This is a genomic window from Nocardia harenae NBRC 108248 (assembly GCF_001612885.1).
Taxonomy (GTDB): domain Bacteria; phylum Actinomycetota; class Actinomycetes; order Mycobacteriales; family Mycobacteriaceae; genus Nocardia; species Nocardia harenae.
On the sequence record NZ_BDBH01000004.1, the window covers coordinates 191,596 to 203,938 of the forward strand.

The 12,343-nt window shown below is 73.4% G+C and carries 16 protein-coding genes; 5 read left to right on the forward strand and 11 right to left on the reverse strand.

Annotated features, from left to right (window positions below; translation table 11 throughout):
• Nucleotides 1-27: 27 nt before the first annotated feature.
• The gene (locus NH2_RS06990; protein WP_067650070.1) at nucleotides 28-861 is read right to left on the reverse strand and encodes a leishmanolysin-related zinc metalloendopeptidase; all 834 of its coding nucleotides are present in this window, start codon (nucleotides 859-861) and stop codon (nucleotides 28-30) included.
• Between the two features lie 256 nt (nucleotides 862-1,117).
• Nucleotides 1,118-1,525: a helix-turn-helix domain-containing protein gene (locus tag NH2_RS06995; RefSeq protein WP_245650459.1), complete on the reverse strand. Its 408-nt coding sequence runs from the start codon at nucleotides 1,523-1,525 to the stop codon at nucleotides 1,118-1,120.
• Here NH2_RS06995 and NH2_RS07000 point away from each other — a divergent pair.
• On the forward strand, nucleotides 1,524-2,210 hold the full coding sequence (locus NH2_RS07000; RefSeq protein WP_067650076.1) for a methyltransferase domain-containing protein: 687 nt from the start codon (nucleotides 1,524-1,526) through the stop codon (nucleotides 2,208-2,210). The two genes, NH2_RS06995 and NH2_RS07000, sit on opposite strands and share 2 nt — an antisense overlap.
• A 104-nt stretch (nucleotides 2,211-2,314) precedes the next feature.
• Here the strand turns inward: NH2_RS07000 and NH2_RS07005 are convergent, their stop codons facing one another.
• The 7 genes from NH2_RS07005 to NH2_RS07035 form a co-directional block, all read right to left on the reverse strand.
• Nucleotides 2,315-3,412 (reverse strand): alpha/beta hydrolase, encoded by a 1,098-nt coding sequence (locus NH2_RS07005; protein WP_157103641.1) that lies wholly within the window; start codon nucleotides 3,410-3,412, stop codon nucleotides 2,315-2,317.
• Between the two features lie 96 nt (nucleotides 3,413-3,508).
• The gene (locus NH2_RS07010; RefSeq protein ID WP_157103642.1) at nucleotides 3,509-4,084 is read right to left on the reverse strand and encodes a class I SAM-dependent methyltransferase; all 576 of its coding nucleotides are present in this window, start codon (nucleotides 4,082-4,084) and stop codon (nucleotides 3,509-3,511) included.
• On the reverse strand, nucleotides 4,081-4,737 hold the full coding sequence (locus tag NH2_RS07015) for a PIG-L deacetylase family protein (protein WP_245650460.1): 657 nt from the start codon (nucleotides 4,735-4,737) through the stop codon (nucleotides 4,081-4,083). Before NH2_RS07015 ends, NH2_RS07010 begins: the two co-directional genes overlap by 4 nt.
• Nucleotides 4,738-4,833: 96 nt before the next feature.
• Complete coding sequence (locus NH2_RS07020) at nucleotides 4,834-5,757, reverse strand: acyl-CoA dehydrogenase family protein (protein WP_067650085.1); 924 nt, start codon at nucleotides 5,755-5,757, stop codon at nucleotides 4,834-4,836.
• Nucleotides 5,754-6,479, reverse strand: a complete 726-nt coding sequence (locus tag NH2_RS07025; protein WP_067650088.1) for a glycosyltransferase family 2 protein — start codon at nucleotides 6,477-6,479, stop codon at nucleotides 5,754-5,756. The genes NH2_RS07020 and NH2_RS07025 overlap by 4 nt, the downstream gene beginning before the upstream one ends.
• On the reverse strand, nucleotides 6,473-7,228 hold the full coding sequence (locus NH2_RS07030) for an RloB family protein (RefSeq protein WP_084505290.1): 756 nt from the start codon (nucleotides 7,226-7,228) through the stop codon (nucleotides 6,473-6,475). The genes NH2_RS07025 and NH2_RS07030 overlap by 7 nt, the downstream gene beginning before the upstream one ends.
• Nucleotides 7,225-8,769 carry an AAA family ATPase gene (locus tag NH2_RS07035; RefSeq protein ID WP_245650461.1) on the reverse strand — a complete coding sequence of 515 codons (1,545 nt, stop codon included), beginning with the start codon at nucleotides 8,767-8,769 and terminating at the stop codon, nucleotides 7,225-7,227. Before NH2_RS07035 ends, NH2_RS07030 begins: the two co-directional genes overlap by 4 nt.
• Between NH2_RS07035 and NH2_RS29170 the strand changes: the two genes are divergently transcribed.
• Genes NH2_RS29170 through NH2_RS07050 form a run of 3 tightly spaced genes read left to right on the forward strand, consistent with a single transcriptional unit; the run spans nucleotide 8,762 to nucleotide 10,635 of the window.
• Nucleotides 8,762-9,226 (forward strand): helix-turn-helix transcriptional regulator, encoded by a 465-nt coding sequence (locus tag NH2_RS29170; protein ID WP_067650098.1) that lies wholly within the window; start codon nucleotides 8,762-8,764, stop codon nucleotides 9,224-9,226. The two genes, NH2_RS07035 and NH2_RS29170, sit on opposite strands and share 8 nt — an antisense overlap.
• Nucleotides 9,227-9,280: 54 nt before the next feature.
• The gene (locus tag NH2_RS07045; protein WP_067650101.1) at nucleotides 9,281-10,183 is read left to right on the forward strand and encodes an alpha/beta hydrolase; all 903 of its coding nucleotides are present in this window, start codon (nucleotides 9,281-9,283) and stop codon (nucleotides 10,181-10,183) included.
• A complete protein-coding gene (locus tag NH2_RS07050) occupies nucleotides 10,180-10,635 on the forward strand; it encodes a nuclear transport factor 2 family protein (protein ID WP_245650462.1) in 456 nt (151 codons plus the stop codon). Before NH2_RS07045 ends, NH2_RS07050 begins: the two co-directional genes overlap by 4 nt.
• A 26-nt stretch (nucleotides 10,636-10,661) precedes the next feature.
• Here NH2_RS07050 and NH2_RS07055 read toward each other — a convergent pair whose 3' ends face one another.
• Together NH2_RS07055 and NH2_RS07060 are read right to left on the reverse strand one after the other, a co-directional pair.
• Entirely contained in the window at nucleotides 10,662-11,168 is a 507-nt protein-coding gene (locus tag NH2_RS07055) for a flavin reductase family protein (RefSeq protein ID WP_067650104.1), read from the reverse strand.
• A gap of 22 nt (nucleotides 11,169-11,190) precedes the next feature.
• Nucleotides 11,191-11,949, reverse strand: coding sequence for a pyrimidine reductase family protein (locus NH2_RS07060; RefSeq protein ID WP_084505292.1), 759 nt, complete (start codon nucleotides 11,947-11,949; stop codon nucleotides 11,191-11,193).
• A 104-nt stretch (nucleotides 11,950-12,053) separates the two neighbouring features.
• On the opposite strand from NH2_RS07060, the gene NH2_RS07065 reads away from it, so the two are divergent.
• Nucleotides 12,054-12,227 (forward strand): CsbD family protein, encoded by a 174-nt coding sequence (locus NH2_RS07065; protein WP_067650107.1) that lies wholly within the window; start codon nucleotides 12,054-12,056, stop codon nucleotides 12,225-12,227.
• Nucleotides 12,228-12,343: the final 116 nt, after the last annotated feature.

Below are 12,343 nucleotides of genomic sequence, written 5' to 3' on the forward strand. Positions count from 1 at the left end.
AGCCGTCGCGGGTTGCGGCCGGGATTATCAGACCCGTCGCGGCAGGGTCGGGAGCACGTAGCCGGAGCGGGCGGGCCGCTCCGGGAGGCCCGATTCGCGCACCGCGAGCAGGTCGGGCAGCGTGAACGGATCGGCGGCGGCGACGTCGACCAGATAGCCCATGTCGGCGAGCGAGCCGACGGTGATCCGGCTGATCGGGTTGGCGATCCCGGCCGCGGAGATGAACCCGGTCATCAGCTCGGTGCCGAAGACGGCGTCGCGCCAGTGCGCGCCCGCGGTGCCGGGCCCGCCCTTGTCCTCCACCGGCACCGGCTCGGCGGCCGACCCGGTGAGCGCCCCGTATTCGTCCATGGCGGAGGGCCCCACGAAGACCGGGCCGTCGGTGCCCGCGTCCCGCAGCAGGCCGTGGTCGCTCCAGAGCGAGCCGATGCCGAGCACGTGCCCCATCTCGTGGGTGATGGTGTCGCCCAGCCGCCCGTCGGCCTCCAGCCCGGCCAGATCCGCGGAGTCGAAGGTCATCTCGCCCGCGATGGGCAGCAGGGAATCGCGCCGGATCCAGGTCGGGCCCGCCTGCCCGAGGATGGTGCCGGGGCCGTCGATCTGCCGTCCCTCGGCGAAGATCAGCACGTCGTCCACGGCGATGGTGCCGCCTGCGCCGTCCGGGATCCGCGCCTCCGGGAGATCGCCGACGATGAGCGTCGCCCACCGGTCGGCCGCCGCCGCGAAGGCGGCCTCCTGGCTGTCGGTGAGGCCGCCGACGAAGCGCACCTCGATGGTGAACGGCGAGTCGGTGAGCGCGAGTTCCTGAGCCCGTACCCGGTCGGCGCGGGCGAAGTGGGAGTGGGTTGCTGTGCGAGTCATGGGGGTGACCTTTCCGGAGGCGGTTCCCGAGCGTGGTTTCGTTCATGGTCGCCCGGGATGCTGGAGGGTTACCAGGGTGTGGGGGTACTCCATGCACCCGCTGCACGGTCCGGCACAGCTGGTGCGGCACGGCCAGCACGACCACATGGTCATCGGGCGCAACGAGCTCGGGGTGCAGCACATGATCCGCACCTTCGCCGCCGGACTCGGCGTCGCCCTGGACCGACCGCGGAATCGCGCCGGCCGCGCGGGTGGCTCAGCCGAGCCGGTCGGCGAGCCGCCCGCGGAAGTGCGGGCAGGTCATGATGTCGTCGTGCGGGCATTCGAGGCCGCCGTCGAGCATGGCGAGCGCGGCTTCGGCGCGCGCGATCCGGGCCAGCAGCGCGTCGCGGTGGCGGGACATGAGTTCGTGCCTGGCGGCGGCGGGACGGGCGGTGAGCATGTCGCGGATGCCGGCGAGACCGAAGCCCGCCTCCTTGGCGATCATGATGGCCGCGACCCGGTGCAGATCGGCATCGGTGTAGCGGCGGCGGACGCCCGCGCGGGCGGGGGTGAGCAGGCCCTGGGTCTCCCAGTGCCGCAGGACGTGCGTCGGCAGGCCGAAACGGGCCGCCACCTCACCAATTGACTTCATGTCGACATTAACTCGAAGAATGGCGGCCATGTCCACACTGCTTTCCCTGCTCGACGCCTTCGACGAGCTGCCACAGGCCCGTGCGCTGCGCGAACTCACCTACCGAGGGCTCGGCGATGCCGTTGTCGACGTCGGCTGCGGCGGCGGGCGCGCCGTCGGCGAGCTCGTCGCCCGCGGGGTCGCGGCCATCGGCGTCGACCTGCATCCCGGCATGGTCGAGGCGGCGGCCGAGCGCTGGCCGGGCGGGGAGTTCCGGGTCGGCGACGCCACCGCGCTGCCGCTCGCCGACGGGTCGGTCACCGGATACCGCGCGGACAAGGTGCTGCACGCCGTCGCCGAGCCGGGGCGAGCGGTCGCGGAGGCGCGACGGGTGCTGGCGCCGAACGGCCGTGCGGTGCTGCTCGGACAGGACTGGGACACCTGGGTGATCGAGTCCGGCGACCCCGCCCGCACCAGGGCGCTGATCCGTGCCCGCGCGGAGCGGGTCGCCCACCCGCTGGTGGCCCGCCGCTACCGCAATCTCCTGCTGGACAACGGGTTCGCCGACGTCACCGCCGAGGTACACACGATCGTGTGGACGGACGGCACCTGCCTGCCGGTGCTCGCCGATCTCGCGGGCGAGGGCGCCTGGCTGGACGAGCAGATCGCGCGGGCGCGGGCGGACCGGCTGTTCCTGGCGCTGCCGATCATCGTCGCCACCGGGACCCGCACCTGAACCCGCCCTTTCCGGGGCGCCGCGCCGAGCCGGATGCGAGGTCGGTTTGCCGCCGGCGCCCGGGACCGCGTGCCCGCACGCTGAACGCCAGGGCCGCGGCTCGCTCAGGCCGGACCGGCGTCGGCGCGCTGGGTGCGTGCCGCGGCGGCGAGGGTGGCGGCGAACAGGTCGGCGATGGTGGCGACCGCCGGTCCGAAGGCGAGGCCGTTGTTGGCGAAGCCGTGGGTGTAGCCGTCGAAGCGGTGTGCGGTGACCGGGACGCCGTGCTCGCGCAGGCGCCGGGCGTAGAGCTCGCCTTCGTCGCGGAGCGGATCGAATCCGGCGGTCACGATCAGCGCGGGCGCCACTCCGGCCAGGCTCGGGGCCGCCAGCGGCGAGACGCCGGGAGCGGCACGGTCGAGCGCGGGCGGCAGGAAGCAGCGGGCGAAGAACTCCAGGTCGACGCGGGTGAGGTCGAAGCCGCGGGCGAGGGTCCGGCGGGAGGCGCAGGCGCCGGTGAGGTCGGTGACCGGGTACAGCAGCAGCTGTGCCGCGGGACCCGGGGTGCCGCGGTCCGCCGCCTGCTGGGCGACCAGCGCGGCGAGGTAACCGCCCGCACTGTCGCCGCCGACGGCGACCCGATCCGGGGTGGCGCCGAATTCGGCTGCGCGGGCGACGATGTCGGCGTACGCGGCCAGGGCGTCCTCGACCGCGGCCGGGTACGGGTGTTCGGGGGCGAGCCGGTAGGCCACCGAGACGACCGTGGTGGCGCCGCGGTCGGCGAGGGTGCGGCAGAGTGCGTCGTGGGTGTCGAGGTCACCGGCGACCCAGCCGCCGCCGTGGAACCACACGAGCACGGCGCCACCGGTCGCGGGCGCGTAGACGCGGGCGGGCAGCGGGGTCGCGGCGCCCGCGACGGTGATGTCGGTGACCGGAACGGCGCGGGCCCGGCCCGCCCCGACGGCGGCCATCCGGCGCGCCGCGGCGCGCATCCGCGGGGGCGAGGTCACCGGATCCAGCCGCGGGCGCGGCCACGCGCTGTTGATCCGCAGCAGCATCTGGGTGTCGAGGTCCAGTTCCAGGCCGTCGCGGTGGACGGCGGGGCCCGCGATCCGGCGTTTGATCCGGGGCGGCAGCGCGAGCAGCCTGCGCATCGTCGCGCTCGCGCCGCGCGCGCCGACGCCCGCCCGGCCGGACCCAGGGTTCCGCTTCGTCGATCTCACCTGTGTACCGCCCGCTCCGTTGTCCGAGATACCTTCGGCGCTCTCGGTTTTCGCCGCGCGTTCGCTATACCCGGGCGGCGCGGTTGTACGCGCGGCTCAGCGGGTGGCGAGGACGTCGATCACCACGTCGTCGTCGCGGTAGTGCGCGACCCGGTGGTGCGGCAGGGTGGCCAGGACGATGTCGTTGGCGCGGTCGCCGTCGAGGTGGTGGTCGGGTTCGCGGTGGCGCCAGTGCGCGGCCAGCACGGTGGTGCCGGGGTCGAGGCGGGTGCCGAGGTCGGCGATGGTGGCGGTGAGGTCGGGGGCGGACTGGTAGTAGGCGACTTCGCTGAGCACGACCAGGTCGAAGGGGTCCGTCCAGGGCCACGGGCTGCCGAAGGCCCATTCGCGCAGGGTGACGTGGGGCAGCTCGGCGCAGCGGGCGCGGGCCAGCGCCAGTGCGCTCGGCGCGATGTCGGTGGCGGTGACGTGGTCGCAGCGCCCGGCCAGCACCCGGGTGAGGTGGCCGTTGGCGCAGCCGGGTTCGAGCGCGCGGCGGTAGCGCGGGGCGGGCAGCATCGCGGCCAGCAGGGTGCGTTTGCGGATCTCGTACCAGGCGGTGTCGAAGCGCCACGGGTCGGGATCGGCACGGAACATGGCGTCGAAGAACTCCGGGTCGCTGCGCGGGTTCACGCGAAGACCACCTCCTCCAGGTCGAGCAGCCGGGCCAGGATGTGCGCGGGCAGCACCGCGCGGTCGGCGGGGTGCGGGGAGAGGGGCGCGATCTGGGAGGTGAAGGCGGCCGCGGCGCGGCGCTTGCGCTCGGCGTGCGCGGGGGCCGCGGGCAGGCGCCGGGCGCGGGTCCAGTCGATGTCCGGGTCGTCGGGGTGCGCCCAGTGCCACAGCCAGATCGGGTATTCCAGCACCGGCAGGCCGCGGGCGCGGGCGGCGGCCGTTCCCGCGCGGGCGGTGGCCTCGTGGTCGGGGTGGCCGTCGGCGTGGAAGGGCACGGCGACGGTCGCGCCGGCGGGCAGGTGCGGGGCGAGCAGCTCGCCCAGCCGTTCCTCGGCGGCGGCGACGGCACCGTCGGGCAGTCCGAGGTGCACGATCTCGGTGACGCCGAGTACCGCGGCGGCGGCTGCGGATTCGCGGCGGCGGAGTTCGGCGAGCGCGGCGGGGGTGTGGGTCGGCGAGCCGGGGTGGGAGGCGTCGCCGTCGGTGACGGCGATGATCGTGACCGGTACCCCGCGGTCGGTGAGCGCGGCGGTGAGCGCGCCGAGGCCGAGCACCTCGTCGTCGGGGTGCGGAGCGATCAGGACCAGGGCGGCCATCCGGGGTTCGGCCACGGGCAACGCCGCGACCAGGGGTTGCCAGGTCGCGGTCGGCGTTCCCGGTTCGGCGGGATCGAAGTGTCGGGCGGGGATGGCGGCACCTCCGGGGATTCAGGACCGGGCGACGAGGGCGCCGAGGTCGGCCAGGTCCTGCTCGGCGTGGCTCTGGCGCAGGTAGACGGTCAGATCGGCGACGCGCCCGGCATGGACGCGGTCGAGGGCGAGCGGGCCGGCGCCGAGTGCGCGCCCCACCCGGTCGATGGTGCCGGTGGCGGCGGCCTCGACGATCGCGCGCACCCGCCTGGCCCGGATCCGGGCGGCGCCGAGCTCGCCGGGCCCGGCATCGATCTCGGCCGCGGCGCAGGTCAGCGCGGAGTGCGCCGCGTAGAGGGCGGCATCCACCGCACCGCGGTGCGCGGCGGTGATCGGGTCGTCGCGCCGGGACCGCAGCAGGGGCTCGGCCACGGCTTGCGCGGCGCCGAGCCAGCACGCGCTCACCCCGATCGCGCCGTGCCAGAACCCGGGCCGGTCCACATAGGCGCCCTCGGCGCCGACGAGCCGCGCGGGCACGGCGTCGAAGTCCACCGACAGCGTCGCCGAGCGGGCCATGCCCACCCCGTGCCAGCTGCCGGGGACCACCGCGACGCCGGGCTCGGAAAGGTCGACGGCGAACATGGCCGCACCCCGTCCGGTCTCGGCGGTGACCAGCGCGTGGGTGCAGATCCCCGCTCCCGAGCACCAGGGTTTGCGGCCGGAGAGCAGCGTCCGGCCGCGGGTGGTCTCCGCGCGCAGAACGGGCTCGGGCGGCTCGGCCGCCCACACGCCCCAGAGCTCGCCGTGGCGCGGGGGAGGGGCGCCGAGTTCGCGGGTGATCGCGCAGGCGTCGGCGTGCGCCTCGGCCAGCCTCCCGATCACGATGTCCGTGCGGCAGGCGCTGGTCAGGGCCTGCCAGCGGGCGAGGGTGTCGCCGTGGCCGGGCAGTGGCCAGGCCGAGGCTTCGGCGGCGGGGATCTCGTCGCGGCGCGGTGTCGTCATGCGCAGTCCGGGGTGGCGTCGGCCAGGTCGCGCAGGTAGCCGCCGAACCCGCCGTCGACGCGGTTGTCGCTTCGGTCGCCGGTCAGCACCGGCGGGTGCTCGGCCCAGATCGTGCGGGCGCCCGCGCGCCGCAGCCGGGCCACCAGGTCCACGTCCTCGTCGGCGGGGAGCAGCGCGAATCCGCCGGCCGCGTGGTAGCAGGCGGCACGGAAGCCGAGGTTGGCGCCGTGCACGTGCCCGTGCGCGCCGGGAACGGCCCGGTAGCGGCGTTCGTACTCCGCGCGCACGGCGGGGTGGTGCTCGCGCCAGCGGACCGTGACCGTTCCGGCGACCAGGTCCGCGGTGCGGGCGTGCTCGAGCTGGGTGGTCAGCCAGTCGGCGGGGACCACCGAGTCGGCGTCGGTGGTCGCGTACCACACGCGGTGCGGATCCAGGTGGTCGAAGTGCGCCGCCGCGGCGTCGAATCCGGCGGCGCGGGCGGCGCCGACACTGCGCGCGCCGATCGGGACGGTGTGTGCCCAGCCGGGTACCCGGCGTGCGGAATCGTCGGTGCAGGTGTCCAGCACGACGATCGTGCGCACCGGTATCGGCACCGCGGCGGCCGCGCGCCGCACCGCGCGCAGGCAGTGCGGCAGCAACCGCTGCTCGTTGTGCACCGGAATCACCACCGCCACCGCCTCCGGCGCCGCCCGGACAGCGTCTGTGACCTCACCGCTCACCATTCACCTCGCCCTGTTCTCCACTGCCTCCCGGTTTCGAGGCCGTACCCGGCCGGGCCGACGCGCAAACGATGCGCGAACGTGCAGCGCGCCACGGTGTCGGATGCCGGGGCCGACGGTCGTCCGGGGCGCGGTGAGTCAAGTTTCGGTGCGGGGGGAGTCCGCCGCCGCACGGATGTGGGCGACGAACAGGTCCACCGACGAGGACGGGTTGTCGTCCGGGAACGCGGTGCCGTCCCGATGGCCTTCGCCAGGGATGCCAGGTAGCGGGGCCCGTCGACGTTCTTGCCGTCCGAGCCGTCGAGCTCGCGCCGGAGCCGGACTGCGTCCTCGGTGCTCAGGTGTGCGTGCTGACGTCGATGATGGAGCACGAGCCACAGCTCGAAGCAGGGGTTGCTGATCGCGAGCTCGATCCCGTTGTCGCGCGCCATCTGCCGGGCACGGTCGAGGTGGGGGTGGCGGGTCGGATACTCGACGTCGAAGATGCACCAGTGGTGGTCGATGTCGAGATCGCGGCGCCGCTTGTCGTCGCGCGCGCTCTCGACCAGGTGCATCGGGGTCGCCCCTGCTTCTTCGACCACGATCTGCACCGCCACCGAGTCGGCGAGCTCCGGAAGCCGTCGCAGGGCGTCGATATAGTCGGGCTCGGTCTGCCTCCCTTCCGTGTACACCCGGAAGGTCGCGCGGACAGGCACGGTCCCGGAGCTGCGTTCGAGCGCCTTGCCTCTCCTGCCTCGTTCCCTGGCACTCACCCGATCAGTCCCAGATCGCGCAGCACATCGGCACGGGACACGTCGGGCAGCGCTCCGAACCGGCCGCTGAGATAGCCACTCTCGAGGTTGGCCGAGCGACGGACCCGTTCGCCCGCGAAGTCCGAGATCGCGGCGAAGCGGGTCGACCCGCTGTCGTCCTTGGCGGTGAGCCAGATCTCGTCGCGGTTCAGATGGTTGAGGAGGTTGGTGTCGTGGGAGGTGAAGATCAGCTGGGCGCCGTGCGGGTTGGAACCGCGTCGCTCGAACAGATCGATCAGCCGGGCCGTGAGGGTGGGGTGCAGGCCGGCGTCCAGCTCGTCGAAGACGAGGGTGTCGCCGCGGCGCAACGCCTCGAGCACCGGGCCGATCAGTTCGAACCATGCCCGCGTCCCGGCCGATTCGTCGCGGTACTCGAAGGGGACTCGTTCGTCGTTCACCGTGTGGATCAGCTGCGGGGATCGCCGCCTATAGGAGTCTCCGCGGCCGGAATCAATCCGGGTCTCCTCGATCTCGACATCCGCCACCCCGAGATCGGCGAGCCGCAGCAGCGACATCGCCCGTTGCCGGACCGCCCGTTCTTCGGGCCCATCGGGGTGATCGTCGTCGAAAACATCGAGTTCGAGTTCGTCGGGGCGGCGCCCGTCGAACAGCCGCAGGGTCGATGACAGCGTGGCAGCCGGGTTCCGCCGGTGACGCAGCAGCGGTTGCCCCAGGATGGCGATGTGCAGGAGCGTGCGGGCGAACGCCGAGGTGAGGGGCTCGTCGAAGCGGCGCATGATCGAGAGGGCGAGGGAGCGGTCGGTCAGCAGGGCGCGGGTGCCCGACAGCTCGCCGAGCCCGCGCTGCAGCGTCAGCTCGTTGCCGTCGCGTTCGAAGACGCGGCGCCGCTTCTTCTCCGGGTAGTGGAAGAGCGCCTCGTAGGTGACGCGATGCCGGCCGAGGTCGAGCAGGTATTCGAAGCGGATGCCCTCGATCTCCAGCTCGAGGGCGAACGAGGAGTCACGGCCGCGCGCGTCACCGAAGGCGAACGGTTCGACCGGGATCTCGTCGTCCCAGTTCCGCAGCGAGTTCCGCACCGCTTCGCGCAGCCAGGCGAGCGCCGCCAGCATGTTGGACTTGCCGGAGGCATTCGGCCCGAAGATGCCGGCCACCGGTACGAGGGAGGCGCCGAAACCGGGAAACGACCGTACTTCCGGCCGGTCGTCGACGGCGACCATGGACAGCTCGGCCGGTCCGAGCACCGAGCGGAAATTCTCTACCTCGAATCTGATCAGCACGGTACCTCGCTGCAAATATCGGCCGCTTTCTGTCGAAACTCTACCAAAATGGCCTTCTGTCCGCTTGGTGCTCAGCAGGCACAGGTCTCGCGCGTTCTGGTCTGCGCCGAGGCTTCGGGTGCCACGAAGCGTCGACCCGAGATCGGGGCCGCTGGGCACATCAGCCGTGGTGGGGCCGGGATGCATCAAGCTGGTGTTCCCGCGACAGAGGGAGAGGGCACGCATGCGGAACACTGCGCCATCCCACGCCGAGCCGGTGGGCACGCTGTCCATTCCCGGCCTGCGCTCGGAGTACATCCGGCTGGACGCGAACTGGGGCGAGCTCACCACCCGCGGCGTCGTCGTCCTGCTGGCCGCGCACCTCGTCGGCACCTACGCGGCGGGGGCCCGCCCGCCGTGCCGGCTCGGCCTCCGCGACCTGCGCCGGGTCGACGACTTCATCGGTGCGAACCTGAGCGAGCGAATCGGAATCGAAAACCTCGCCGCCGCAGTCCCTGTCAGCCCCTTCCACTTCGCCCGCACCTTTCGGGCGACCACGGGCATGACACCGCTGGAATACCTGACCGCGCGGCGGATCGAAACCGCCGTCGCGCTGCTGCGCAGGCCGGGCGGCACCGTGCTCGAGGTCGCCGCCGCGGTCGGCTACACCAACGTCGGCCACTTCCGGCGGCTGCTGGTGCGGCACACCGGGGCCACGGCCGCCCAGCTGCGCACCGGGTGAGGACAGCAAGATCCGACCTACCCGGGCCGCCGGTGAGTGGCCAGGATCGCGGGGGTGGAGATCATTTCGACCCCGGTCATGTTCGCGGGCGGCGACGGCACGCTGGCCGGCCGGCTGTACCGCGCCACCGCCGACCCCTTCGCCCGGCACCCGGGCATCGTCGTCACCGGCTCCTGGCTCACCGTCAAGGAGCAGATGGCGCACACCTACGCCACCGCGCTCGCCGCCCGCGGCTTCGCCGTGCTCACCCTCGACCATGCCGGATTCGGCGAATCACCCGGCCATCCGGCCGCGGCCGAGCTCCCCGGCCGCAAGATCGCCGATATCACCGCGGCCGTCCGCTACGCGGCCACGCTGTCGGTGGTGGCCGGTGACCGGGTCGGGTACCTGGGCGTTTGCGCGGGCGCCCAGTACGGCTTCGCCGCGGCGGCGGCCGGCGCCCCCGTCGCCGCGCTCGCCTCGGTGGCGGGCTGGTTCCACGACACCGCCACCGTCGCCCCCTTCTACGGTGGCCGCGACGGCGTCGACCTGCGGTTGCGGCGCGGAGCCGCCGCGCTCGAGCACTACCGCAGCACCGGGCAGGTCACCACCGTCCCCGCCTACGAACCCGGCAACGACCGCGCCGGAATGTTCATCGACCTCGACTACTACGCCGACCCCGCCCGCGGTGCCATCGACGCCTGGCCCAACCGGATGGCCGAGCTGAGCTGGCAGCCCTGGCTCGGCTACGAAGGCATCACCCCCGCCGCCGCGGTCACCGTGCCCAGCCTGTTCGTGCACTCCGCCGACTGCGTCTTCCCCGACATCGTGCGCGACCTCGCCACCCGGCTCGGCGCCCGCGCCGCCCTGATCGAATCCGCCGGCGGCCAGACCGACCACTACGACCGCCCCGCCCAGGTCACCCTGGCCGCCGACGCGGCCGCCGACCACTTCCGCACCGCATTGGAGCCCCGTTGACCACACCCGGCACCACCCTGACCCGCCTGCTGTGGGCGATCGACCTGCTCGACTGGGACGGGGTCCAGGCGACTCTCGCCGACTCCGTCGAGCTCGACTACACCTCGCTCTTCGGCGGCGCCGTGGAAACGGTGGCCCGTGCGGAGGTCGTGCGCCGCTGGCAGGGCCTGCTGCCCGGGTTCGACGCCACCCAGCACCTCACCGGGCCCGTGCTCGCCGAGGTCGACGGCGATATCGCGCAGCTGCGCACCCCGGTGCGGGCCTATCACGTGCTGCGGACCGGTGCGGTGTCCGGCGTCTGGATGATCGCGGGGCGTTACCTCGTCGACGCCAGGAAGGTCGGGGGAGCGTGGCGCATCGGCCGGATCGTCCTCGAAGCGCTCTACGAGGAGGGCGGGCGGGAGCTTGTCGCCGAAGCCACGCGGCGGGCCGGTGCTTCGCCCCGGACCTGAGCAGTCCGTGCGTCCGGATGGAATTTTCAGGCGTCGTGCCCCGGCTCGAGGTGATCGACCATGAGAAAGCGCAGGGTCTCGACGTCCGCGGGCGGCGCCACCCCGGTGTCGGGCGCGAGCAGCATTACGGTGTGGTCACCGAAGTCGTGACGTTCCAGGATCTTCCCGCCGAACCAGCCCGCGGCCGCGCTGAGCACCGGCAGCCCGGTCGAGTCCGGGTGCCAGGCGCAGCGGGCGAATTTGTCGATCTCGTCGCCGGTCTCGCTGCCGAAGAGCGCCGCCAGCTCGACCTGGTCCTGCCCGAGCAGATGCACATTGAGCCGCTCGGCGCGCTGCGCGACCCGGTGCGTGTGGTTGCGCTGGGAGAGCCCGACCAGGAAGCGCAGTGGATTGATGCTGACCTGTGCGGTGAAGCCGACCAGGCAGCCGCTGGTCTCCTCGCCGGCGCGGGTGGTGACCACGAAGACCGGGAAGTCCGCGGCCGCGATCACCGCCTCGCAGGTCGAGCCCGCCTCGCTGATGCTGTCCGTCATGTGCGTCCCTTCGTGGCGCGGCTCAGGAGCGGTCGCGAATCCACTGCACCATGAGCGTGCCGTCGTCGTCCGCGAGCATATGCCCCCGGCGCAGGGGGCGGCGGGTGGCGGTGGGGGAGTGCGCGATCCGGCTCGCCCGCCCACCGAGGGCGAGTGGTGAGGTGGTGACGCACAGCTCGTCCACGGCGTCGTCGCCGAGCAGCTGCCCGAGCAGGGTCGGGCCGCCCTCGCAGAGCACCCGAAGCAGCCCGAGCCCGGTGAGCGCGGCGAGCAGTTCGGCGCTGGTCACCTCCGGCCCGGCGGAGCGGACGACCCGCACCCCCGCCCGCTCCAGCGCCGCGACCCGCCCCGGGTCGGCCGTCGCGGCGGTGACGAGCACCGGCGCGACCCGCGCGGCGGTGACCAGCCGGGCGTCCGGCTCGATCCCGGCCGAGCCGGAGACCACGACCACCGGCGGGATCGGGGCCAGCCCGTGCGCGGCGCGCCACCGCTGCACCTCGTCGTCACCGTCGGCCGGGCCGTAGTTCTCCGCGCGCACCGTCGCGGCGCCGACCAGCACCGCGTCCGCGACGGCGCGCAGCGCGAAGAACAGCGCCTTGTCGGCGGGGGTGGCCAGCGACGAGACGGTCTCGCCGTCGGTGATCGCGCCGTCGACGCTGCTCACGAAGTTCACCCGGACGTAGGGCCGGGTGAGCTCCGGTGGATAGCCGTAGAGTTCGCGCAGCGCGAGATCGTCGAGGTCAGGGGCCCGAGCCGGGGATTCGAGGCGTCGCACAACCATCGTCCGACCCTACGTCGTGTTTACCGGCCCGCGCTCGGGCTATCGCATCGGTGCAGGCTCGCGGACGTCAAGGTCCGCGAGCCCCACTTCGGAAGGGACATGCGATGAGCGCTACCGACAAGGCCAAGAATAAGGTCGAGGATCTCGCGGGCAAGGCCAAGGAGGCGGCGGGCAAGGTGACCGGCGATCGGCGCACCGAGAACGAAGGCAAGGCCGATCAGACCAAGTCCGACCTCAAGGGGGCGGGGGAGAAGGTCAAGGACGCCCTCCGCGACTGACCTCGGCCGGCCGGGCAGCGCGTTCAGCGCCGGCCCGGCGTGCCGTGCGCTGCCCCCGGCCACCGGTGCTTCCGGTCCGGCGGTGGCGCCGCGCTGGGCGGGCGTGGTGAACCGGG